This window comes from Rhizobium sp. 862_C5_N1_2, assembly GCF_051811205.1.
GTDB lineage: Bacteria > Pseudomonadota > Alphaproteobacteria > Rhizobiales > Rhizobiaceae > Rhizobium > Rhizobium leguminosarum.
The window spans coordinates 136,312-158,950 of sequence record NZ_JBPWPT010000003.1; the positions used below are offsets into that span (position 1 = coordinate 136,312).

Genomic DNA, 22,639 nt, shown 5'->3' on the forward strand with positions numbered 1-22,639 from the left:
AAAACCGCTCACACTTTTCGGCATCATGCTCGTGACCCGATTGGAGCACTCATGCCAGGCGTAACCCGACTATCGGTCCGCAATATCCGCAAGAGCTTCGGTACGCACGAAGTATTGCGCGGCATTTCCCTCGATGCGGAAGACGGCGATGTGATCTCGCTGCTCGGCGCCTCCGGCTCCGGCAAATCGACCTTTCTGCGCTGCATCAACATGCTCGAAACCGCCAGCGACGGCGAGATCTGGGTCGACGGTGAGGAGATCCGCATGGTGCATAAGGGCGGGCGAAGCAAGCCGGCCAGCCAGAAGCAGGTGGACCATATCCGCTCCGAACTCGGCATGGTGTTCCAGTCCTTCAATCTCTGGTCCCATATGACGATCCTGCAAAACGTTATCGAAGGACCGATCCATGTGCTGAAGCGACCGCGCGCCGACTGCATCGCCGAGGCCGAAGCGCTGCTCGAAAAGGTCGGCATCGCCGATAAGCGCCATGCCTATCCGGCCCATCTCTCCGGTGGCCAGCAGCAGCGCGCCGCAATCGCCCGTGCGCTGGCGATGAAACCGAAGGTGATGCTGTTCGATGAGCCGACTTCGGCGCTCGATCCGGAGCTTGTCGGCGAAGTGTTGCGCGTCATGCGCGCGCTTGCCGAGGAAGGCATGACCATGCTCGTCGTCACCCATGAGATGAGCTTTGCCCGTAACGTCTCGAACCGCGTCGTCTTCATGCGCGAAGGCCTGATCGAAAGCAGCGGCAAGCCGGACGACATGTTTACCGGCGGCGCCACACCCGCCTTCCGCCAGTTCATCGGCCATTTCGGAAGCGGTCAATGACAATCACGATCGAGTCCGTGCTGACCTGGCGCGATGTCGCGCGCGTCGGGACCGGAGAAGCGCTCGCACTGTCGCCCGCCGCCCTGGCGCGCATCGAGCAAGCAAGCCGCATCGTCGCGCGCATCGTCGAGACGGGCGTGCGTGCCTATGGCGTCAATACCGGCGTCGGGGCACTCGCCGATACGGTGGTCGATCGTGCCTCGCAGAGCCTGTTGTCGCGCAGCATCGTGCTCAGCCATGCCTGCGGCGTCGGTCCGTTGCTGGCCGCCCGCGAGGTGCGCGCCATCATCGCGGCTGAGATCGCCAATTTCGCCCATGGTCATTCCGGCGTGCGGCGCGAGATCGTCCAGCATCTTGCGGCCCTGCTGGAACATGATTGCATTCCCGACGTGCCGTCCAAGGGTTCTGCCGGTTACCTCGTCCATAACGCCCATATTGCGCTTGTTCTGATCGGCGAAGGCAGCGCTCACCGGGACGGCCGGCGCATGAGCGGTCGCGAGGCGCTTGCTGCGATCGGCCTCGAACCGCTGGTGCTCGGCGCCAAGGAAGGCTTGAGCCTGGTCAACGGCACGGCCTGCGCCACCGGTCTGACCGCCGTGGCGCTTGCGCGCGCCGAGCGGCTGCTCGACTGGGCCGATGCGATCGCCGCGCTGACGCTGGAAGCGGCAGGCTGCCAGATCGCCGCCTTCGACGGGGCGGTGCTGGCGCTGCGCCCATCGGCGGGAATAGAGAAAGTCGGAGCGAGCCTGCGCGCGCGGCTTCAGGGCAGCGGTCTTGTCGCCGCCGCCTTCGGCCGGCGCACGCAGGATGCGCTCAGCCTTCGTTCGGTGCCGCATGCCCATGGCGCTGCCCGCGATGTCTTCGACAATTCCGCCCGCGTCGTCGATCAGGAACTTGCTTCGGTGACGGACAATCCGGCTGTCTCAGGCACGCCGGAACACCCGATCGTCTCCTCCGAGGCCCATGCGGTTGCCCCGGCGCGCGGGCAGGCGGCCGATAGCCTGGCCATTGCGCTGGCGCAGATCGGCGCAATCAGCGAACGGCGCATGGATCGGCTCGTCAATCCGCTGGTGAGCGGCCTGCCGCCTTTCCTCGCCAGCGATGCCGGCAGCCATTCCGGCTTCATGATTGCCCAATATACTGCCGCGGCACTCAGCAACGAGAACCGCCGCCTTGCCGCACCCGCGGCCTTGGATGGCGGGCTGACCTCAGGCCTGCAGGAGGATTTCCTCGCGCATCCGACGGCTGCCGCCGGCAAGCTGCTCGCCGTCATCGACAACGCCGAATATATATTGGCGATCGAGCTGATGGCCGCTGCCCAGGCGCATGATTTCCTGGCGGCGACAGCGCCGCGGGCCGCAGGAACGGACCTGGTCTACAAGGCCGTGCGGGAGCATGTTTCCCACTATAGTGACGAACGGCCGCTCAACGGCGATATCGAAGCCGTCCGCAGCCTGATCCGCGATACTTCGCCGCCGCTATAATCGACTGTCAGAACGGTTTGCTTGTTTCGGAATTCTGCTTCGGCCTTTCGCCAGCCTCGAGCCGTTTGAGGCACTGGCGATAAGTCGGGTAGAGCTGATCCACCCGCGAGAGCGGAAGCGTCCAGTCGCCTTCGTCGCCGGCAAAGGTAAGCTGCACGTCAGGCGTTCCGGCAAAGGAATTCTTGATGATCTTCTTCAGTCCGCCGCTCCCCTTGCTGGCCGGACCCCAGAGGCGAAGCGTGTTCTTGTCGAAGAATTCGGCGGCGACCACTTTCGTCGTCGTACGGTTGGTCAGCGTCACCTCGGTCTTGGTATCGGCCGGGATGTCCCATGTGTTCTTTGATACCAGCCAGAACGTCTCGGTTGCGCTCTGGCGGAATTCCATGGTCTTGCCGATCTCGCTGTCCCACAGCAGGCGGCAATAGGGATGCGGGCTCTCATTCGCAAAGCCGACCGACCATTGTCTCGCGCCGCCCATCCAATCGGTCTCGCCGAAGGCTGAGACCGGCTGCAGGGCGGCTGCAATCAGAACCATCACTGTCGGAATTTTCATCGCCGAAATCTTCTCCAACGCAATCGGCTCCAGCAATAGCAAAAGAAGGTTGAGCTTTTGCTACTACAGCCGCCGCGCGCGTCGTCGACTGCGGATTCACTTCGGGAAGAGGAACGTGACCGCGACGCGGAAGCCCAGTCCTTCCGGGCCATTGTCTGGAGCCGCCGCCCAATATCGTATGCCCGCCGTCAGGCTGATTGGCTGCTTGTCGATGGTGATCAGCTTGGCGACTGCGAAGTTGATCGGCACCGACCAGTCGTTCGTTTCCCAGTTATATGTCGACTCCGTATTCAGCGAGAACGTCCAGGCGTCCTTGGTCGTGTAGGAGAGGAACGGCTGGAGGAACGTCGAACTCACATCCTCCCGGTCGCTTTGACCAGCGAACGACCAGATGTGGTTCCCGAGAAAGCCGTAAGTCCAGGGGCCGTCCTGCTTAAGGACGACCGCTGTCGGACCCGCACCCCACTTGCCGCTTCCGAGGAGCTCGTCCGTCGCCGTCGGCAGCAGGAACACCGGGCCGACGCCCCAGACGATGCCGCTCTCGGTCGGCTTGGACGGCGAGAAGAAGAAGCTTTGCGTGATGTCGCCCAGACCGAACTGCGTTCCCGACGGTCCGGCAATGTCGTTCTGCCATGTGACTGGCAGGATGGTGCGCGAGATGACGTTCCAGTCCTCGTTTATCTTGAAGGGAATGACCGGCTGAATGTTCAGCGTCGCCTTGTCGCCGTCGTCTGGACCATAGCCGTGATCGTAGTTGAACTGGAACGGGACGCTGATGAGCGAGGCTATCGGATTGGAAAGCTTCTTCGCCAGGTCTTCACTCGACTGGGCGGCTGCCGTCCCTGTCCAGACACCGAGCGGCGCGACAACCAGTACTACCCAAGAAGCGACTTTCTTCATCAATGCCTCCATGATCCGATTGAACCCAGCCCGCAGGGCAGCTTCCTCCGAAATGAAACGATATCCCCCGGATCGATCCTGTTGGATACCGAACTGTGAGCCGCTGTCACGGCGGCTCTCTGCTGCTGGGGGACGTCGTTTTTCCGGCTCCCGGAATCGCTAACAGTACGAAGTTCGCCAGTCCGGCCTTTAGAACCGAATGGCCACCCCGAAGATCGGCCCCTGCTGAACGACGTCGAAGACGAACCCGTCATTATCGTAATTGACGCCGAGTGCACGATATCCGGCGACCGCTGAGATGGTGTCGTTGAACTTGTAGCCGAGGCCCAACGCCACATCCCAGTCGATATCGGCGCCGCCGGCGCCCAGCAGGCCCCACCCCGTGACATAGATTTCCGGCGTGAAGAAGTAGTTCCCTCGGACGCCGGCGACGGCATCGACCCATGTGGCGCTGTCTTCGACATCCACTCCGGCCAGAATGCCGCCATTAAAGGAGATCTCGGTTTTGGCCGACCAGACCCTCATGCCGCCGACCACATCGAGATGGCCATTTTGGTCTTCGAGCACGGCGTAACCGGCGCCAAGAAATCCCGCGAAGGTCTTCGATGTCACATCGACGCTGTCGGCAAGGATGCCGGCAGGTGTGTCGGCGTCGGCACCGAGCTTGGTGTAGATCACGTCACCGACGATGCTGAAGCGATCGTATCTTGCTTCGCCTGCCGCCATGAAAGCGAAGTCGAGGTTATTGAGGATATCGCCGAAATCCGCGTCGATATGAACTTCCGGAAGTCCAAACTGCCCAATATCGCCGGATATGCCGGCAGCCCAGAAATATGGCGCGAAGGTGAATTCCCAGCCGCTCTGGCTCTCGACTGTTTTTGCTTCCGGCGTGAGCGGCGTGATATCGGCAGCGTTGCCGGCCGACGCCGCGCAAATGCCCGTCACCAATAGAATGGCACGCAAGTATATGGCTTTCATGAGAATCCCCCGATCTCGTTTCGCCTCGGCACTGCTGTCCCGAGTCGGCACTGTGCGGCGAGAGGTAGATTTCGACAAGCTCAAATACCTATTTTTCGTTGATCGCCTGCGTCAACTGCCCGATGAGGCCTGAAATCTGCTGGTCCTCAGGTCTCAGTCGCGCCAGATCCTCGGCGTATTTCAGCGCCTCCGGCAAGCGTCGAAGCTTGAGACTGTATCGGAGCGCAAGGCCGATGATATCAGCGTCTTCGCCCGCCGCCCAACCATCGAGCTTGTCCAGTGCTTCATCCGTCCGGCCAGCGGAATCGAGAGCGACGGCAAAGGTCGTCTTGTAGCGGGAGTTTTGTGGATCCAGCCGCACGGCTTCTTGGAGTTCTGTGATAGCCTCGGTCAATGCCTGTTTGCGTACCAGCGACAACGCGTGTCCGTACCGCAGATCCGCGCTTTCAGGCGCCATGCCGATCGCTTCGGCATAGGTCTGTTCCGATTGGTCGTTCCGGCCGGTGGCGCGGTAGAATTCCGCGAGATTGATGCGCATTGCCTCCAGTGTCGGGTCGAGCGAAATCGCTCGCCGGAAGGCGGCTTCGGCCTCGGCCGTACGCTGTCGGGCGAACAGGAAGAAGCCATAATTGCTTTGTGCTTCCGCGACGTCGCCATTGGTTTCGACATAGGCGCGCAGGTCCGCGACGGCGGCTTCGAAATTGCCTTGCTGATCGCCGAAGAGGTGGGGAGGAGTGCCGGCGAGTGCGTTGGCGGCAGCAACGCGCACCGCGCGCGTTGCATCGCCCAGCAGGTTGCCGATCGCCTCCAGCCTCTGTTCCGGCGGAATGTTGCCTGCCGCTTCCGCAGCACCGAGCCTGACGAGCGGATCTGCATCGGCTGCGGCCGTTTGAATGTCGGCGGTGATCTGCACGCCGCCAGTTCGGCTCATTGCTGCGATGGCGCTACCCCTGACAATTCCTGCCTGGTCATGGTCACTGACAAGCGCGCGCAGAGCCTCCACCGCGGCTTGATCGCCGTTTGCAGCTCCGGCGAAGGCATGGGCGATCGACGGGCGTTTGCGCCACTGCGTCCCGTACCATTTGTCCATTGTTTCGGCTGCCCAATCATTCGTTCTGCCGACATGACAGGTCGTGCACGCATTCGGCGTTCCGAGGGTTGCCGACAGGTCGGGTCGGGGGATGACGAAGGAGTGGTCGCGGCGCGGGTCGACCTTCATGTAGGTGCGTTCCGGCATGTGGCAGTTGGCGCATTGTGCTCCGGTGGAGCCGGCCTGGTGACGGGTGTGCTCGGGAGTGTCGAACAGCCCGCTCGGATCCTGGTTGACGAAGCGCTCCGGCTTCGTCTCTGTGTGGCATTGCGTGCACAGTGCATTGCCCTCGGCTTTGAGGCCGGCATCGTGCGGCCGATGGCAGTCGAGACAGGTCACGCCCGCCCTTGCCATCTTGCTTTGCTGAAACGAGCCATGTTCGAAGACCTCGTCAAGGATCTGCCCGTCGGGGAAATAGAGATCCTCCCGGAGCAGGGCAGGGGAGAAATAGTCGAGAAAGGGCTTTCCCGGCTGGTAGCCGTCCAGCAGCCTGGTGCGCCTGGCATGGCAGGCGAAGCAGGTGTTCGCCTCGACCTTCGGCAAGCCTGTATCCGTCATGGGAGATGAGACATCGGCCGATTGCGCGGAAGCGACGTGCTTGGCGCCCGGACCATGACAGGACTGACAGCCGATGCTGGTGGCGACGTAGGTCGACTCGTATTCGTTCGTCTGCGGTTGAAACTTCGCCTGGGGATCGGTCGAATGACAATCGATGCAGGTGCGGTTCCAGCGATAGAAGGGGCCCGTCCAATGATAGGTCGAGCCCGGTTTGGCCGGAGTGCCGTCGCCGAGCCAGAACCATTGCCGTCTAACCGTGTCCCAGGCGACATCGAGAGCCTGCAGCCGTCCGCCTCCGATCTCGACGAGATATTGCTGCAGCGGTTCGTAGGCGAAGGTATATTTGACTTCGAACTCGCCCTCGCTGCCGTCCGCACCCTCGGTGTTCACGAAGAAGCGGCCATCGCGGCGGTTGAAGGTCGTGACCACGCCGTCATGCTCGAACCTGCTATTGTCGAAATCGCCGCGCACCGTTTCGTCGTCGGCCAAGGCCATGGCCTTCGCATGGTGGGACTTCGAAAAAGCAGCCGCCTGATCTGCGTGGCAGGATGCACAAGTCTTTTGGTCCACGAAACCTTCATGGATCGATATTTGCGGGTCGGTAGCGGGTGTCGAGAGGGCGTCGCTTGCAAGGCTGCGCCCGGCAAAGGTGAGCAACAGGAAAAGCAGGAGGGTCACTCCTCTCACCGCTGCTGATCGAACACACGCTGCCACTCAATCGCTCCCTGTCGACGTTCCAGAAGGTCACGGCGCCGTCGCGCAACGCTCCGGCGCTCGGCGCATTCCCCTAGTCCTTGAACACCTGCTTCCAGTCGGACTTCATGTCGACGACGGTCCAGCCGGCGATGGAGGCGGCATCCAGCGCCTTGTCGAGGCGACCGAATTCGGTATCGCGGTCGTAGGCGTATTCACGGTCCGAATCGGTGTGATGGATCAGCACGCCGAGCCTGGCAGGTGCGCCCGCCATGGTCGTCCATTGCAGCATTTGGAGATCTCCGTCGGAATTGCCGAAGGCTGCAATTGGCCGCCGGCCGATCTGCTGGTTGATCCCGACGGGTTTGCCGGCCTTGTCGTCGATGAAATTGACTTCGGGGAGCCGAAACAGGGTCGGTGTGTCGTCCTGCATCCTGAACTCGGTCTTGATCGACGAGCCGATAACCTGCTCGGGCGGGACGCCATAGACTTTTTCCGCCCATGGCCGCATGAACTCGATGCCTCCGCCTGAAACGATGAAGGTCTTGAAACCGTTGGCGCGGAGATAGGCGAGAAGCTCGACCATCGGCTGATAGACGAGTTCTGTGTAAGGCCGCTTGAATTTCGGGTCACGGGCCGACGCGAGCCAATCGGTGACGATCTTCTGGAAATCGCTGCTGGTCATTCCGGCATGCGTGGTCATGATGAGCTCGACGAGGCCCTTTTCCCCCGACGCCGCGAGCGCCTTCAAGTCGCCTTCGAGCACGGCCTTAAACGGCTGCGTTTCCTTCCATTCCGGATGCTGCGGGGCAAGCGCCTTCACCCGGTCCAGGGCGAACGCGAGCTGCGTATATATCGGATGTTCGACCCACAGGGTTCCATCATTGTCGAATACGGCGATACGCTCCGCTTCCGGAACGAAGTCGGCTGAACCCGGTTTTGTCACCTTCTCAACGAAGGAGATGATCGCTTGCTTCGGTGCCGTGTCGTTCCACGAAGGCAGTGCGTCCGTTTGAGCGACTGCAGCCGCTGCGATAAAAAGGCATGCTGCGGCGGCGAGCGCGACGCCGCGGGAAAAATACAGGAAACTACGTGCCGAATTCATCGCAATGCCTCCATCGATTAACTTGCAGCAATCTTGAACTTGGAGATATGCGGCAGCCCCGGATCGCTCCGGGGCCGCCAAGGACCTAGTTTCCGGTCGGAGCCGTGATATTGACCCCCTCCTTGCCGAGTTGTTCACGCACGGACTCTAACATCTGATACTTGGAGAGTTCGATCGGGCCGTCGTAACCCATGCTCTGCAGCTTGCGCGGGGGGTACTCGACGTAGGTTTTCATGAGGTCCTTGATCGCTCCCGAGATGGAGACCAACGTCCAGGTATGTTCGGTGTAGTTGTTCATGAAGATGTCGTAGCGTTCTTGCGGATCCTGCAACAGATCGAACACCTGTGGCACGATGGCGACGTAGGACTGAGCACCCTTCCAACCCAGGTTGGTATCAACAGCCAGACCGCCCGTGGCCTGCCCATTGTCGCCGCGCAGGTTGAACACGGCCTTGTAATTGCCGACACGGGCAGCACCCGGCGTCAGTTCGTTTTCGGTGAAGTAGAACCAGTTCTTGCGGGCAGATTTTCCCGTACCCAGCAGAATCGGGGTCATATCGTAGCTATCGAAGATAATCGGTTTATCTTCGCGGTCTTTGGTGGGCAGCGGCACGCCGCCGGCTGCGGCAAAGGTCGCCATCAGATCTAGACCGCCGACGATGTCGTGACTTTTCACGTCCTGCTTGATCTTGCCGGGCCAGACAGCGATCGCGGGAACACGGTTGCCGCCTTCGCGCACGGTGCCTTTTGTACCGCGGAATGGTGTGTAGCCCGCGTCCGGATAGACGTCTTGCCAAGCGCCGTTATCGGTCGTGTAAAAAACCAGCGTATTTCTGTCCATGCCAGTCTCACGCAGCTTGTCCATAATCCTTCCGATGCGTGTATCCAGCTCCACAACGGAGTCCGCATACTTACTCTTCGAGATCGATTTGCCCTGGAAGTCCGGGGCCGGCATGTTCGGCTGGTGCACTTTCATGAAATTGACGTTGATGAAGAAAGGCTGATCCGGCGTCTTTGCAGCTTCATCAAGAAAGCCCAGTGCCGCTTTCTCTACGTAGCCGTCGAAGAACGGAATGCCGACAACGCCTTCCTTGCCGTCGATCACGGGCGTATCGACATATTGACCGTTGATCTTGAAGTCTTCCTTTACCTCACCTCCGGCCTTGCCGGACAGCGAGCCCGTTGTCACTTTCTGGAACAGAGCGCGGGTTTCCGCATCCATATCAGGGAACCAGGTCGGGTCGGCATAGGTGTAGGCATTGAGGTGATAGAGGCCGACATACTTCATTTCGTCGTAACCCTGCGCGATCGGAAGCGCATAGTCCGCCTCCCCGAGGTGCCATTTGCCGGTGAAATAGGTGTGATAGCCACCGCGCTTCAGAACGGAGGCGAGCGTCCATTCCGCTGCGGGCAATCCGCCGCCTTGGCCTTGAAATGCGACCGTCGTCATGCCGCTCCGGTTCGGAATGCGTCCCGTCTGCATGGCGGCGCGGCCGGGCGTGCAGCTCGGTTGGGCGTAGAAGGAAAAGAAGGTCATGCCTTCGTCGGCCAGCTTGTCGATGCTCGGGGTCGGCATCCCGCGGCCCTCACCTCCGCCGTAAGGCCCGAGATCGCCGTAGCCGGTATCATCCGAAACGATGAACAGGATGTTGGGTTTTCGTTGGGAGTCTTGCGCTTGCACGGGCGAGGCTGCGCACCAGAGAACGGTGGATGTAGCCAGTGCTCCGATGCAGCGGATAAGGATTCTGCTGTTCATTTCAAATCCCTCCGTTGACGTTCTTGAATGACGGAGCCACTCGCGGACAAGGCTGCGATTGCATGCGTCGATTCAACTGGACTGCTTAAAATGAAGATCCTGCCGGAGCTGCCTCCGGCAGGGATGCGAAGGCCGGCCGCATCTCTGCTCCGGCCCGCTGAATTTTAGCGAATGCTGCCTTCGCCCGATATTGTACTTTGGGGAATCTCTTCATGCAGTGGCAATCGATAATAGTGATGCGCAGATGACGCCGTAGCGGGAAGCTGTTATTCTCGGCCGGTTTGGGGGGAAGCTGATGGGCTTGGGCGAATGGTCAGGTCGATTATGCTGCGCTGCCTTTTTGTTGGCGGTGTTCGCCCCGAGTGTGTCCAGTCGTCAGGCCGCAGCCTCCGACACCTCGATTGCCGTCATCGACCGGGTTCCCCGCGTCCTCGTTCTCTACCCCTATGACGAGAGGATCGCGGCAACGACCGCTGCCGGAGAGGCGTTGCGGAGCCGTTTGCTGGAGGCGACCAACGGCAAGATCGATCTGTTTTCCGAGTTCCTGGATCTCTCGCGGTTTCCGGAAGGCGACCATGTCGCGCGCATGGCCCGATATCTGGGCGACAAATACGCAGTGCGCCGCCCCGACGTGGTCGTGGCCGTCGGCAGGGAATCGGCCAGCTTCATAGTCGCGAACCACGGCACGATCGCGCCCGGCGCAAAGATCGTCGCCGCTGGTTTCGGCACCGTCACCGCCGAGAAGATCGATTTGCCGGATGACGTGATCGGAGCCTTCACGACATTCGACATTCTGAAGACAGCCGAGATGGCCCGCAGCCTTCAGCCCGATGCCCGCCACCTCTACATTGTCGGAGGCTCGTCCGACTTCGACCGAGGATGGCTGGCGACGGCCCGCACGGATTTGAAACAGTTCTCGAAATCCTATGATACGACCACCTATCTGGAAGATCTGACGATCGACGAATTCGTCGAGCGCGCATCCCGCGTGCCGCCCGACAGCATCATCCTGGCATTGACGGTCTTCAAGGATCGGACAGGGCGCAACTTCATTCCGCGCGACGCGATCAGACAGATTGCGGCGACCGCCAGCGCGCCGGTCTATGGGCCTTATCAGACCTACATCGATCATGGCGTCGTCGGCGGCAATACCGTCACATTCGAAGCACTGGGCCGGACCGTCGGCAACCTTGTCATCGATGCGATCGCTGGCAAGCCTGTGTCGGATCTCGAAGCGCCCCAGACATATATCGCCGATGCCCGGCAACTCCAGCGCTGGGGGCTCGCCGAAAAGGATCTGCCGCCGGGCACAATCCAGATGCACAAGAAGAGGAGCCTCTGGGAGGAACACTGGGCAATTCTGGTGGCGGGGAGCGGCCTCGTGCTGGCGCAGGCCAGCATCATCTCGGTGCTCTTGTTCGAGCGGAGGCGCCGCCGCGATGCCGAGAGCCGGTCGCGCCTTCACTTGCTCGAAGCCGTCCACCTTAACCAGTCGGCGACAGCCGGAGCATTGTCCTCGTCCATTGCTCACGAACTGAACCAGCCCCTTTCGGCCATCCGAAACAATGCCGAGGCAGCCGCGGTGCTGCTCCGAAGTGTAAACCCGGATCACCAACTGATTCAGCAGATTCTCCTCGACATCCAGGAGGACGATCAGCGCGCAGGCGATATCATCAGCCGGATGAGAGGGTTGCTCAAGAAGAGAAGCGAGATCGATTGGCAGGAGTTCGATCTGAACGATGTCACGTCGAGCGCAATCCATATCATTCACGGCGAGGCAGAGCGGCGCGGAATTACGCTGACCTCAACACAGCCGCCCGGCGAGTTGCCGGTACGTGCCGACAAAGTTCATGTGCAGCAGGTTATCCTCAATCTGGCAACCAATGCTATGGACGCCATGCTGGACGCCGTCCCGGCCGGGAGAACGCTTACGTTTACAACGGGACTGGCGAACGAGAAGGCGGAGCTGCTGGTCTCCGACACCGGAGACGGCATTCCCGAGGAGAGGCTAATCCGCATCTTCGAACCGTTCTATACCACCAAGCAGGCGGGCACGGGGCTGGGTCTGTCCATAGCCCGCGCCATTCTCGAGACCTATGGCGGCACCATCTGCGCCGACAACCGCCCCGAAGGAGGCGCGGTCTTTCGCGTGGCCCTGCCTCTCGCCCACAGGGAGGAGCGATCGAGATGAAACCGGTTGTCCATATCGTCGATGACGACAAATCCTACCGGACAGCGACCGCAAGGCTGCTTTCCGCACATGGTCTCAGGGTCGAAACCTATGAATCCGGGGACCAATTTCTTGCCCGCCTTTCCACTTGCGAACCGGGATGCGTTCTCCTCGACCTCCAGATGCCCGGCCAGTCCGGGCTGCAAATCCAACGCCGATTGTGCGAGCAGGCACCGCTATTGCCAGTCGTGTTCCTCACGGGGGAGGGAGACATAAAGGCAAGCGTCGAGGCGATGAAGGCGGGTGCCAAGGATTTTCTGGAGAAGAATTCGACCGCGGCGGCATTGATGGAGGCGATCAATCGCGCCCTCATCCAATGCGAACGACAGCAGGCCCGTCACGATCGTCTTCAAGCCCAGCGGGCATTAGTCGCGAGTCTCAGCCCGCGCGAAGCGGAAGTGTTCCGGCTCGTTATACGTGGCCATCTCAACAAGCAGATCGCTTATGCGCTCGGCATCTCGGAGCGGACGGTGAAGGTGCATCGCCATCAGGTCATGGAAAAGCTCGACGTACGCTCGCTGGCCGAGGTGGTGTCGATCGCTGCATATATTGGTCTCATCGACCAGGATACAGCGGCGCCTTCCCCTTAGGACAATATCAATCGACGCCCCGCCGGCCTAATTTGATCGGGAACCATTATCTCTCATATCGTCAAAAGAGGTGTATGAGGTGGAGAACCCTCGCCGCACGGTCGCCGTCGTCGATGATGACGCAAGCCTAAGGCGCAGTCTCGGGCGGCTGCTTAACGCTTACGGTTTTCAGGCCAACGAGTATGCATCGGCCGAGGCCTTTCTCAGTCGCGATCCCAAAACGACGATCGACTGCCTCGTCCTTGATATCGACCTCGGTGGCATGTCCGGCATCGATTTGCAACGCAGGCTGAAAGCCGAGGGAACAACCCTTCCCGTGATTTTCATCACGGCACTGGAAACCGGCTCCGCAAAAGCGCAGGCGGAAAAGGCGGGGTGTGTTGCTTATCTGCAGAAGCAATTTTCCGGAGCTACATTGATTGCGGCCATCAACAGGGCGTTGGGATTGTGAACCGATAAGGGCGGAGGCATGTGCTCTCGAAGCGCGCGACGCGCATTCGAGACCGCCCGGGGAGCATGGATTCGTCGTCATCACATTCCATCGTGGTACTGCGACCAGATCAAAGCGGTTCGCTCACTGGTGCCGTTGATGAACGCCTAGAAGGCGACCTCAGCGGCCATAAAACCTCTGTCGGGAACGCCCTTGAATGCCGCAAGGTCTTGAATCCTGGATCTGGATTGCCAATCTGGCGGGGACCGACATGACGTGAAGGGAGTTCGACGGCAGGCATGAGCGAGGTTCAACGACGGGGACTCTTGGCGAGGCTCAATGCATATGAGCCGCTGACATTGATCATGGTGGCATCGATCGCCGGTGGACTGTTCCTGCTCCAGCGATTGACCAGCGAAGTCCTGGAGGGTGAGACATTCCGCTTTGACGAGTCAATCCTGCTGGCGTTGCGACGGCCGGGAGAACTTGCAGTGCCGATCGGTCCCGGCTGGCTGACGCATGCCGTCGACGATATCACTGCCCTCGGCGGCATCACCGTTCTCTCGCTGATGACCGTTCTCGTCACCGTCCATCTTCTGCTCGACCGGCGCTGGCCGATCGCAATCTTCGTCTTTTCCTCTGTGCTGAGCGGCTGGCTGGCGAGCACTCTCTTGAAGATCCTCGTCGCGCGGCCGCGCCCCGACATCGTGCCGCATCTGGTCGAAGTGAGCGATCTCAGCTTTCCCTCCGGACACGCGATGGTCTCGGCGGTGACCTATCTGACGCTTGGGGCGCTGCTGGCCCGGACACAGCGTTACCGGTCAACGCGGATCTTCGTCATGGGCACCGGCGTCTTCCTCGCCGTCCTCATCGGCTTGAGCCGAATCTATCTCGGCGTCCATTATCCCACGGACGTCTTCGCCGGATGGTGCGCCGGTGCGCTCTGGGCGCTTGGCTGCTGGCTGATCTCGAAGCGGTTTATTCCGAGCCGCGCGCCAGATGATGTTGCGGATGCCGCAAAACGGTAAGAAAAATAACAATTCAGCCCAGTACATGATCTCCGCCGGCATAACGGACAAGAACCATGACAACTCTGACAACGATCACTTCGACGGTCACGGCCGCATTTCTCGGCTCCTTCGTCGAGGTCGTTGAAGCCTTCACCATCATTCTCGCCGTCGGCGTTACGCAGAGCTGGCGTCCGGCCTTCATCGGCACCGGTCTTGCGCTCGGCCTTCTCGCTCTTCTCGTGCTGGCGCTTGGTCCGCTGCTCGGGCTCATTCCGATCGAGCTGATGCAGTTCGTGATCGGGACGCTGCTCGTTCTCTTCGGCCTGCGCTGGCTGCGCAAGGCGATCCTGCGGGCCTCGGGCTTCATCGCGCTGCACGACGAGGACAAGGCCTTCGCAGCCGAGACCGACAGCCTGCGGCGTCAATCCGCCGAGCGCCGTGCCAATTTCCTGGCGGGCACCGCCGCCTTCAAGGCGGTGCTGCTCGAGGGGATCGAAGTGGTGTTCATCGTTATCGCTACCGGCGCCGGACACGGCATGATCGGCTATGCCAGCCTTGGAGCGGCCGCGGCCTGCCTGCTGGTGCTGATCATCGGCATCTTCGTGCACAAACCGCTCTCGGCGGTTCCGGAGAACAGCCTCAAATTCGTTGTCGGGCTGCTGCTCAGCGCCTTCGGCATATTCTGGGTTGGCGAGGGCGTCGGCGCCGATTGGCCGGGCGCCGATCTTTCGCTTCTGGCGATCCTTGCCGTGCTCGCCGTCTTTTCCTTCGCAGCAGTCCGGATGCTGCGTCAGTATTTCAACACCCATGCCGAGGTGGCCGCGTGATGAATATTCTTAAGGTCGCCTTGAAGGAATTCTTCGGCATGTTCATCGACGACGGCGCGCTGGCGCTGGCGGCACTGCTGCTGATTGCCATCGTCGGCGTTCTGGTGAAATTCGCCCATGTCGACGCGCTGCTCGCCGCTACTCTGCTTCTCCTCGGCTGTCTGCTGATTCTCGCCGAGAGCGTGGCGCGCGCGGCGCGGCAGAAGTTTCAGCGGAAATAGAGCCTTTCCTGGTCAGATTGAAGCATTCTCTTGGCTCAAACGGAGTCGGATGGTCGACCGGCCGGCGCGCGTCGTAGCCAAGCTCTACGGCCAAGCCGGCCGGTCGATCAGCCGGCCCGTTTCAGCCAACCCTCCCGCAGATTTGCCGGGCAAATCTGCAAGACTTTAGAATCGCCGGACGCAGCTATTGCTTCGCATGGCGAAGCAGTGCGGCCGGTGGGCCGGGCATCTTTCCGCCAGGATCAGAGGCGATCGGCTCGCACGTACCATGAGGTATGCCCTTCGCCCATCGCCTCTGCCCTGACGAAAACCTGCTCCGGCAGAATGATTCAAGCTGACCAGGAAAGGCTCCAGCCTCAGACCGCTATTGCGGCACCTTGAACAAGTGGCGGATGCGCGTCACCAGCGAGGTCATCGAGCCACCGTTCAGCGTGGCGCCTTCGGTCGCGAAGGAATGCTGGCCGGTCTCGATGCGGCGCGACAAAGTGGCGGCAAGCTCTTCGGCGATACCGGGCCGGTCGTGCAGCAGCGGCGTCAGGCTCGCCTGGGCAATCTCGTAGACGACGACGAAGGTCAGCGCGCGCAGGCTGGCGGCCTCGCCAACGCCGATCAGCAGCCCGCTTTCGCCGAAATAATCGCCGGGCGCCAGCCGGCCGAGTTCGATTTCCTTATGGCCTTCCTGGCGCGTGGCGACGAGGGCGCCGCTGCGCACGATCATCAGCGATGCGACCGTATCGCCCTGCTCGATGAGGATGGAATCCTTTTTGTAGGTTCGACGTGTCATCGAGGCTGCGAGCGTTTCCTTCTCGTCCTCGGTCAGCGAGGAAAACAGCGGGATGGCGTCGAGAAGCTTGAGCGGCGTCGGCCGGTGCGGCTTCACCATCTCCTCCGATTGCAACTGGTCGGGCGGTGGGCCGGCGGCGTCGAGCGGCCGCGCCAAGGTGAGCCCGGCGGCCTTGATATGGCGGTAGATGAGATCGAATATCTCGTTCTTCGCCGGCCCCGTCTGGCCGATATCCCTGACGCGGAAGGAGAGCTCCAGCTCCACTGCATCTGATGTCAGCGATTTGATCTGCACGCCTGGTTTCGGCTCGGTCAGGATCGAGCCGCTGCTCAAGAGCACGGCGCGCATGACCTCGATGATCGCCGACGGCCCGATCGTCGGCACGACCCGGACCGTCAGTGAGGCGCCGTGACTGCGGTCGGGGCTGCTGAGATTGGTCAGCCCGACCTTGGCCAGAAAGCTGTTGGGCAGGACGACGAGGTCGTTCGAGCCGTTCAGCAGATGGGTGGAGCGCCAGTTGGTTTCGACGACACGACCCTCGATGCCGTCGTTCAGCACGATCCAGTCGCCGATCGCATAGGGTCTGCCGAGGTTGAGCGCGATGCCGGAAAAGACGTCACTCAAGGTGCTTTGCATCGCAAGGCCGAGGATGATGGCAAAGACACCCGAGGTGGCGATCAGCGTGCCGACGGGGAAGCTGAAGACATAGGCGACCACCGAGAGGATCGCGCCGAGATAGATCAGGCCGATGACCAGATCCTGAACGAGGCGACCTTCGCGCGGTTGGCGCTCGAAGATCAGGAAGACGCGGACGAAGGCGATCAGCGCCCAGGCGGCATTGATCCACCAGACCACTTTGGCAAGGGCGATGAAGACGCGTTCGAAGGTCGAAGTAGTCGCCGGCCCGACTTCGTAGGGCACGATGTCATGATAGAGCAGCAGGACGGTGAGCGCCGCGAAGAAAAACACCTGGCCCGCAAGCTTCCAGCTCGGGAAGGGCCGAAGCGCTATGCGCGTTATGATCGCGCCGACCACGGCCAACGTCCCGGCCTGGACGACAGGATCGGCGAGCACTCCGGACCATGTGGGATTATCAAGCATCGACTGTCCACTCGCCAGAGCATGATGCTGAAAAGTGTGAGCGGTTTTCGGACGACATCATGCCTCACTCTCGAATTCTAATGATCGCTTCGCCGCATCCTGACTTCCAATCCGACTGCGAGGCAACCGCAAAATAGCGCCAGCATCCAGAGCGTCAGAAGCGGACAGGTGACGGATCCGGGTCACCAGCGACCATCCGAGCCGCCGTTCCGCGTGGCGCTGACGATCAATCTCATGTTTGTGGCGCGCCATCCTTGCGGCGTCACAAGTTCTGGAGCGCTTACAGCGCCGCGCGTCTTCTAAGACACGCGGCGCTGCAACACTTTCAATCCTCGCACGTGCTTTCCGAAAATCGATTCCGATTTGCGGGGCGCCGCTGCGCTTAGGTGCGCGGCTTCAGATTTTCGGGGTCGTAGATCGGCTTGTACCCGACGCTGACTACCTCCACCGGATAACTTTCGGCGAAATACTCAACATTCAACCTGCGTCCAACCTGGCAATACGACCAGGGAAGGTAGGCCAGGGCGATGTTCTTTCCGACCGTCGGTCCGTAGGCCACCGAGGTCGTGTATGACCGACGGCCAAGCTCGTCGACCAGAACCTCTCCCGTCGCCGGATCGACAACCGGCAGGTTGCCGAGGGGATAACGCTTCACGCCCGATTTGTCGGTATTCTCCGTCATCACAAGTGTGCAAAGCATGGCCGGCTGGTGCTCGCGTGCCTTGTATTCCAGATGTTTCGCCTTGCCGCGGAAATCGGCCTCCTTGACCTTCGGACGGGCGAGATCGGCTTCGATCAGGTTGTACTGGGTCAGGAGGTCGGCGTTCTGCAGGCGGAGGCTCTTTTCCATGCGGCGCGAGTTTGCATAGGTCTCCACGCCGAAGGCCATCACACCGGTCGAGCGTAGCGCATCCCAGACGGCGAGGCCGTCTTCGTACTTCATGTGCAGTTCCCAGCCCTGCTCGCCGACATAGGAGATGCGGAAGGCGGTGACAGGCTTACCTGCAATTTCGATCGGTTTGATTGCCGCAAAAGCGAAGTTTTCCTGATCGAGCCCGGCCGGATCGGCGACACTCTTCTTCAGCGTCTCGCGCGCGTTCGGACCCCAGATGCCGATCGTCACGAATTTTTCCGAGACGTCTGTGATGATCACGTCAAGGCCGCGGTCTTCGGCGACGCGCTTCATATAGTGCAGGTCGCGCGGGCCGGCATCGGCGCCGTTGACGAGACGGCACCGGTCGGCCATGCGGAAGACGGTGAAGTCGGCGCGCACCATGCCTTCGTCGTCGAGGAAGTGGGTATAAATGCCCTTGCCGATGTTGGCATCGCCGCCGACCTTGGCGGCGCACAGCCATTCCATCAGTTCGACATGGTCGGGACCCTCGATGTCGACCATGTGGAAGTGGCTGAGATTGACGATGCCGCAATCCTCGCTCATCGCCAGATGCTCGGCATTCGACACGCGCCAGAAATGGCGGCTGTCCCATTCGTTCTCGCGAACCGGGACGCGGTCGGCGTATTTCTCCAGAAGGTGCTCGTTGGCGGCGTAGCCGTGCGCACGCTCCCAGCCGCCAAGTTCCATGAAGTAGCCGCCAAGCTCCTTTTCGCGCTCGTAGAAGGGCGAGCGCTTGGCGTTGCGGCCGGATGCATAGGGTTCGCGGGTGTGAACAGCCGGGAAATAAATCTTCTGGGCGGCTTCGTAGCAGCGGCCCTCGATGAACTCTTCCGTCAACTGATGCGGATAGAAGCGGGCGTAGTCGATGCTGTTGTGATCGATTTCAGTACGTCCGTCGGTCATCCAGTCGGCGATCAGCTTGCCATAGCCTGGGCCGTCCTTGACCCAGATGGCAACGCAATACCAGAGACCGCGCACTTTCTGGCTCTCGCCGCAGGAAGCGCCGCCGGCGGCGGAAACCTGCAGCAGGCCATTGAAGGAGTGACCTTCGTTGTAGCCGAGTTCGCCGAGGATCGGCGTCAATTCCATGGCGCGCTCGAGCGGCTCGATGATCTGTTCCATCTCGAGGTCGCGCTGCGAGGGCGACAGGCGCGCTTCGTGTTTTTCGAGAAGATCGCGCGGATGGCACATGCGTGGATTGGTGGCTTCGTAATAGCCCCACTCGATCTGGCCGCCCTCCGTCGTCGCCGGGTCGCCGGTATCGCGCATATAGGCGGAGTTGCCCTGGTCGCGCAGCAGCGGGAAGCCAATTTCCTTGCCGGTGCCTTCAAACTCGTTATACGGACCGAAGAAGGTGAGCGGATGGTCGACCGGCATGACCGGCAGGTCTTCGCCGACCATCTCCGCGATCAGGCGCCCCCAGAGGCCGGCACAAACGATGACGTGGTCGGCCATGATGGTGCCGCGATGGGTGACGACGCCCTTGATGCGGCCGCCTTCGACGATCAGCGACTTCGCCGGCGTGTTGCCGAACACCTGCAGCTTGCCTGCCTTTTCGGCGGCATCGACCAGCTTGCCGGCAACGGTCTGCGAGCGCGGAATGACCAGGCCGGCATCCGGATCGTAAAGGCCGCCCATCACCTGATCTTCCTCGATCAGCGGGAACTTCTCCTTGATCTCGGGAGGGCTGACATAATGAGCGCGCGTGCCGAAAGCGCGTGCCGAGGAAAGCTTGCGCTTGATTTCCTCCATCCAGGTATCGTCGCCGGTGCGCGCCACTTCGAGGCCGCCGATGCGGGCGTAATGGCCCATCTTCTCGTAGAAATCGATCGAATATTGCGTGGTCCAGACCGACAGATAGTCATGGCTCGTGGTGTAACAGAAGTCCGAGGCATGGGCTGTCGAACCGATATCGGTCGGTATGCCCGACTTATCGATGCCGACGATATCGTCCCATCCCCGCTCGACGAGATGATGCGCGATGGAGGCGCCGACGATGCCGCCGAGCCCGATGATGACGACCTTTGCCTTTTCCGGAAATGCTGCCACGTGCTGTTCCTTCTACTTATCGCACGAATAAAAATTACCTAGCCGCGCTTGACGTACGCTTCGCGCGCGCGATGCAGGAGCCATGTCAACAGCGTAAGGAGTGTCACATTTGCCGAAGCTGCGGAACCCCCAGACCGCTCCGCATGGAAGCTGCGATGGGGGTATTATGCATAAGGCTCCTGATCGTCATTGGTCCTACGCCGCCTAGTACCGGCGTAATTGCGCCAGTCCGGATCGAGGCGGCGAGGCAACCGCAAAACAGCGCCGGCACTGCTGCGATCCATCCCGCATCGAACGGTCAGGCAATGCGTGGCTTAGATCGGATATGGGCGAGCCCTTGCAGCCGGCCTGTCCGCTCGCACGCCCGGGGATCACGGCGCTGAAATCGCCGCAAGCCGATCGATGTCCACCAGCACGATGTCTTCGGAAACAGGCTCGCGATTGTGCAAGCGGAACCATTCTGCCGCTTCCCGCACGCGGTCACCATGGGGTGGCGGATAGGCGCCGAGCCCGAGGACCCATTCCCGCACGGTTTCGCGCTCCATCCGCCCGGCCCGGTATCGATCGCAGACGGTTTTCGCAGACGCGACTAGATCATTGATGCTTTTCACAAATATCCCTCAATGCACGGATGGCTCTTCATCTTCGAGAAACGATCGAATGCCGTCGCGGGCAACGACGGCCAGGAATTCGTCGAAGGCATCGCGGTCCGTCGCAAATGGCTCGTCCCAGCGGATCAGATCCTCCGCCTGCGTGACCACCTCCATCGTCCAGTCTTCATTGCTGCCGGATGTGCGGAAGATATCGACGAGCACGGTGATCCCGTCGTCGGTGAATTCTCCCGCCAGTTCGGAGTGTTCGAGCTTCTCTTTCTTTGCCATCATTCAGCCACCTGCACCGGGCGGTGCGTCGTTTTTGAGATATTCTTCATATTGAACCGTCTCGGTTTCATTCGTGTCGATCGACGCATCCGCGCGTTTTGCCAGGCGAACACCCGCACCTCCACCATTTTCAGGGATGAACACAACCCCGCCGCCTTCCAGGGCGTGCTTCACATCCTGAAGGGTTCGTTCGTAGGGAGAGCGCTTTCCGGCCTCGAAATTCGCAATCGTCGCTTTGGCAACTTTTGAAGCTGACGAGAGATCGTCCTGAGACCACGCCAAAAGGGCGCGAGCAGCACGGCATTGAGCGGAAGATAGGCACAAAACAATAACCTTGCATCAAAAGTGTGATTCTGCCTCGGATAGGTTATATAAAAAATGTAATCTCGAGACAAGAGATGACGAGAAAGCGCATGACGGAATAGGGCGTTTTGAACCATTTTACATTCGCCTTTCCGAGAATTCCGATCTCCCTGGAATAATCTGCCTATTCCATTCTTAGACCACTAATACTCGACGCTCATCTGGCGAAGGGGAAGATTGATTGACTGAATATTATTACAGTCTAATTTAGATCTTCCTTATCACGCACCCGGGAGGTAACAATGCGTGAGCCAGATATGCAAAAACTCGATGCACTCGTCGGTCGTCTTGTTGGTGACGTCGGCGCTGCCATGTCAGGTGCCTTGGTCGTGCTTGGCGACCAGGTCGGAATCTTTAAGGCGATGGCCGACGGAACGCCGATGAGCGTCCAGAATCTAGCCACGAAAACCGGAATAAAGGAGCGCTATCTCAGGGAATGGCTGAGCGCCCAGGCGGCCGCCGACTATGTCGCTTACGATGAAAAGACGGATCGTTTCAGCCTGACACCGGAGCAGGCGATGGTATTCGCCGAGGAAAACAGCCCCGCCTTTTTCGTCGGCGCCTTCGAGGTCGTCCAATCCATGTGGATGGACGAACCCAAGATCGCCGATGCCTTCCGCACCGGCAAGGGTCTCGGCTGGCATGAGCACAGCACCTGCCTCTTTCGGGGCACCGAGCGGTTCTTTCGCCCGGGCTATAACAGCCATCTCGTCAACGAATGGATACCGGCTCTTGCCGGGGTCGAGGCAAAGCTCAAGGCCGGCGCCAGTGTCGCCGACGTTGGCTGCGGTCATGGGGCCTCGACCATTCTGATGGCGCAGGCCTATCCCGCTTCCCATTTTACCGGCTTCGACTATCACGGCCCGTCGATCGAAAGAGCAAAGGCTGCTGCCCAAGATGCCGGCGTCGCCGACCGCGTGACCTTCCAGCAGGGGTCGGCTGCGGAATTTCCGGGGCGCGGCTATGACATGGTTGCCATGTTCGACTGCCTCCACGACATGGGCGATCCGGTCGGCGCCGGCCGGCATGTCAAGGAAACGCTTGGGCCGAACGGGACGTGGCTGATCGTCGAGCCCTTTGCCAATGACCATCTCAAGGACAATCTCAACCCGGTCGGCCGCGTCTATTATGGAGCATCGACGATGATCTGCACGCCGGCATCGCTCTCCCAGGAGGTCGGGCTCGGGCTCGGCGCGCAGGCGGGAGAAATGAAGCTTCGAAAGGTCGCGCTCGACGCCGGTTTCACGCATTTCCGTCGCGCCACGGAAACCCCGTTCAACATGGTGTTCGAGGTGCGGGCTTGACGCAACTGG

The 22,639-nt window shown here is 60.8% G+C and carries 21 protein-coding genes; 9 read left to right on the forward strand and 12 right to left on the reverse strand.

The window, feature by feature from the left end; translation table 11 throughout:
* Window positions 1-51 precede the first annotated feature (51 nt).
* Window positions 52-828 carry an ABC transporter ATP-binding protein gene (locus ACD590_RS30610; protein ID WP_018246352.1) on the forward strand — a complete coding sequence of 259 codons (777 nt, stop codon included), beginning with the start codon at window positions 52-54 and terminating at the stop codon, window positions 826-828.
* Complete coding sequence (locus tag ACD590_RS30615; RefSeq protein ID WP_439021040.1) at window positions 825-2,312, forward strand: HAL/PAL/TAL family ammonia-lyase; 1,488 nt, start codon at window positions 825-827, stop codon at window positions 2,310-2,312. The genes ACD590_RS30610 and ACD590_RS30615 overlap by 4 nt, the downstream gene beginning before the upstream one ends.
* A gap of 7 nt (window positions 2,313-2,319) precedes the next feature.
* On the opposite strand, the gene ACD590_RS30620 is transcribed toward ACD590_RS30615, so the two are convergent.
* From ACD590_RS30620 to ACD590_RS30645, 6 genes are all read right to left on the reverse strand, one after another.
* Complete coding sequence (locus tag ACD590_RS30620; protein ID WP_018448842.1) at window positions 2,320-2,865, reverse strand: hypothetical protein; 546 nt, start codon at window positions 2,863-2,865, stop codon at window positions 2,320-2,322.
* 96 nt (window positions 2,866-2,961) lie between these two features.
* The gene (locus tag ACD590_RS30625; RefSeq protein ID WP_370091298.1) at window positions 2,962-3,765 is read right to left on the reverse strand and encodes a transporter; all 804 of its coding nucleotides are present in this window, start codon (window positions 3,763-3,765) and stop codon (window positions 2,962-2,964) included.
* A gap of 189 nt (window positions 3,766-3,954) precedes the next feature.
* On the reverse strand, window positions 3,955-4,743 hold the full coding sequence (locus ACD590_RS30630) for a hypothetical protein (RefSeq protein WP_018246356.1): 789 nt from the start codon (window positions 4,741-4,743) through the stop codon (window positions 3,955-3,957).
* A gap of 88 nt (window positions 4,744-4,831) precedes the next feature.
* Window positions 4,832-7,105, reverse strand: a complete 2,274-nt coding sequence (locus ACD590_RS30635; RefSeq protein WP_050566359.1) for a tetratricopeptide repeat protein — start codon at window positions 7,103-7,105, stop codon at window positions 4,832-4,834.
* Between the two features lie 73 nt (window positions 7,106-7,178).
* On the reverse strand, window positions 7,179-8,189 hold the full coding sequence (locus tag ACD590_RS30640) for an HAD family hydrolase (protein WP_018246358.1): 1,011 nt from the start codon (window positions 8,187-8,189) through the stop codon (window positions 7,179-7,181).
* 85 nt (window positions 8,190-8,274) lie between these two features.
* Window positions 8,275-9,945 carry an arylsulfatase gene (locus tag ACD590_RS30645; protein WP_026242472.1) on the reverse strand — a complete coding sequence of 557 codons (1,671 nt, stop codon included), beginning with the start codon at window positions 9,943-9,945 and terminating at the stop codon, window positions 8,275-8,277.
* Between the two features lie 295 nt (window positions 9,946-10,240).
* Here ACD590_RS30645 and ACD590_RS30650 point away from each other — a divergent pair, with 295 nt between their 5' ends.
* From ACD590_RS30650 to ACD590_RS30675, 6 genes are all read left to right on the forward strand, one after another.
* Window positions 10,241-12,136 (forward strand): sensor histidine kinase, encoded by a 1,896-nt coding sequence (locus tag ACD590_RS30650; protein WP_439004132.1) that lies wholly within the window; start codon window positions 10,241-10,243, stop codon window positions 12,134-12,136.
* On the forward strand, window positions 12,133-12,765 hold the full coding sequence (locus ACD590_RS30655; RefSeq protein WP_130653700.1) for a response regulator transcription factor: 633 nt from the start codon (window positions 12,133-12,135) through the stop codon (window positions 12,763-12,765). Before ACD590_RS30650 ends, ACD590_RS30655 begins: the two co-directional genes overlap by 4 nt.
* Before the next feature lie 79 nt (window positions 12,766-12,844).
* The gene (locus ACD590_RS30660; protein ID WP_439004133.1) at window positions 12,845-13,216 is read left to right on the forward strand and encodes a response regulator transcription factor; all 372 of its coding nucleotides are present in this window, start codon (window positions 12,845-12,847) and stop codon (window positions 13,214-13,216) included.
* 278 nt (window positions 13,217-13,494) lie between these two features.
* Window positions 13,495-14,223, forward strand: coding sequence for a phosphatase PAP2 family protein (locus ACD590_RS30665; RefSeq protein ID WP_439004134.1), 729 nt, complete (start codon window positions 13,495-13,497; stop codon window positions 14,221-14,223).
* Window positions 14,224-14,279: 56 nt separating this feature from the next.
* The gene (locus ACD590_RS30670; RefSeq protein WP_439004135.1) at window positions 14,280-15,032 is read left to right on the forward strand and encodes a COG4280 domain-containing protein; all 753 of its coding nucleotides are present in this window, start codon (window positions 14,280-14,282) and stop codon (window positions 15,030-15,032) included.
* A complete protein-coding gene (locus tag ACD590_RS30675; protein WP_018246364.1) occupies window positions 15,029-15,253 on the forward strand; it encodes a hypothetical protein in 225 nt (74 codons plus the stop codon). Before ACD590_RS30670 ends, ACD590_RS30675 begins: the two co-directional genes overlap by 4 nt.
* 364 nt (window positions 15,254-15,617) lie before the next feature.
* On the opposite strand, the gene ACD590_RS30680 is transcribed toward ACD590_RS30675, so the two are convergent.
* The 6 genes from ACD590_RS30680 to ACD590_RS30705 all read right to left on the reverse strand — a co-directional run bounded on the left by ACD590_RS30680 (window position 15,618) and on the right by ACD590_RS30705 (window position 21,287).
* Window positions 15,618-17,138 (reverse strand): mechanosensitive ion channel family protein, encoded by a 1,521-nt coding sequence (locus ACD590_RS30680; RefSeq protein WP_439004136.1) that lies wholly within the window; start codon window positions 17,136-17,138, stop codon window positions 15,618-15,620.
* Window positions 17,139-17,520: 382 nt separating this feature from the next.
* Window positions 17,521-20,082, reverse strand: a complete 2,562-nt coding sequence (locus ACD590_RS30685; RefSeq protein WP_018246366.1) for a GcvT family protein — start codon at window positions 20,080-20,082, stop codon at window positions 17,521-17,523.
* A gap of 103 nt (window positions 20,083-20,185) precedes the next feature.
* The gene (locus ACD590_RS30690; RefSeq protein ID WP_342593564.1) at window positions 20,186-20,353 is read right to left on the reverse strand and encodes a hypothetical protein; all 168 of its coding nucleotides are present in this window, start codon (window positions 20,351-20,353) and stop codon (window positions 20,186-20,188) included.
* A 100-nt stretch (window positions 20,354-20,453) separates the two neighbouring features.
* Window positions 20,454-20,693, reverse strand: coding sequence for a hypothetical protein (locus ACD590_RS30695; RefSeq protein WP_018246367.1), 240 nt, complete (start codon window positions 20,691-20,693; stop codon window positions 20,454-20,456).
* A gap of 9 nt (window positions 20,694-20,702) precedes the next feature.
* Entirely contained in the window at window positions 20,703-20,963 is a 261-nt protein-coding gene (locus ACD590_RS30700; RefSeq protein ID WP_025397793.1) for a hypothetical protein, read from the reverse strand.
* A gap of 3 nt (window positions 20,964-20,966) precedes the next feature.
* Complete coding sequence (locus ACD590_RS30705) at window positions 20,967-21,287, reverse strand: helix-turn-helix domain-containing protein (protein WP_018246368.1); 321 nt, start codon at window positions 21,285-21,287, stop codon at window positions 20,967-20,969.
* Window positions 21,288-21,568: 281 nt separating this feature from the next.
* Between ACD590_RS30705 and ACD590_RS30710 the strand changes: the two genes are divergently transcribed.
* Window positions 21,569-22,630: a class I SAM-dependent methyltransferase gene (locus tag ACD590_RS30710; protein WP_018246369.1), complete on the forward strand. Its 1,062-nt coding sequence runs from the start codon at window positions 21,569-21,571 to the stop codon at window positions 22,628-22,630.
* The last annotated feature ends 9 nt before the right edge of the window (window positions 22,631-22,639 follow it).

Coding starts and splice junctions, on each gene's coding strand:
- ACD590_RS30645 (WP_026242472.1), bottom strand. CDS start 9,945: ATGAACAGCAGAATCCTTATCCGCTGCATCGGAGCACTGGCTACATCC.
- ACD590_RS30620 (WP_018448842.1), bottom strand. CDS start 2,865: ATGAAAATTCCGACAGTGATGGTTCTGATTGCAGCCGCCCTGCAGCCG.
- ACD590_RS30670 (WP_439004135.1), top strand. CDS start 14,280: ATGACAACTCTGACAACGATCACTTCGACGGTCACGGCCGCATTTCTC.
- ACD590_RS30665 (WP_439004134.1), top strand. CDS start 13,495: ATGAGCGAGGTTCAACGACGGGGACTCTTGGCGAGGCTCAATGCATAT.
- ACD590_RS30680 (WP_439004136.1), bottom strand. CDS start 17,138: ATGCTTGATAATCCCACATGGTCCGGAGTGCTCGCCGATCCTGTCGTC.
- ACD590_RS30640 (WP_018246358.1), bottom strand. CDS start 8,189: ATGAATTCGGCACGTAGTTTCCTGTATTTTTCCCGCGGCGTCGCGCTC.
- ACD590_RS30655 (WP_130653700.1), top strand. CDS start 12,133: ATGAAACCGGTTGTCCATATCGTCGATGACGACAAATCCTACCGGACA.
- ACD590_RS30610 (WP_018246352.1), top strand. CDS start 52: ATGCCAGGCGTAACCCGACTATCGGTCCGCAATATCCGCAAGAGCTTC.
- ACD590_RS30625 (WP_370091298.1), bottom strand. CDS start 3,765: ATGAAGAAAGTCGCTTCTTGGGTAGTACTGGTTGTCGCGCCGCTCGGT.
- ACD590_RS30710 (WP_018246369.1), top strand. CDS start 21,569: ATGCGTGAGCCAGATATGCAAAAACTCGATGCACTCGTCGGTCGTCTT.
- ACD590_RS30630 (WP_018246356.1), bottom strand. CDS start 4,743: ATGAAAGCCATATACTTGCGTGCCATTCTATTGGTGACGGGCATTTGC.
- ACD590_RS30615 (WP_439021040.1), top strand. CDS start 825: ATGACAATCACGATCGAGTCCGTGCTGACCTGGCGCGATGTCGCGCGC.
- ACD590_RS30650 (WP_439004132.1), top strand. CDS start 10,241: ATGGGCTTGGGCGAATGGTCAGGTCGATTATGCTGCGCTGCCTTTTTG.
- ACD590_RS30700 (WP_025397793.1), bottom strand. CDS start 20,963: ATGGCAAAGAAAGAGAAGCTCGAACACTCCGAACTGGCGGGAGAATTC.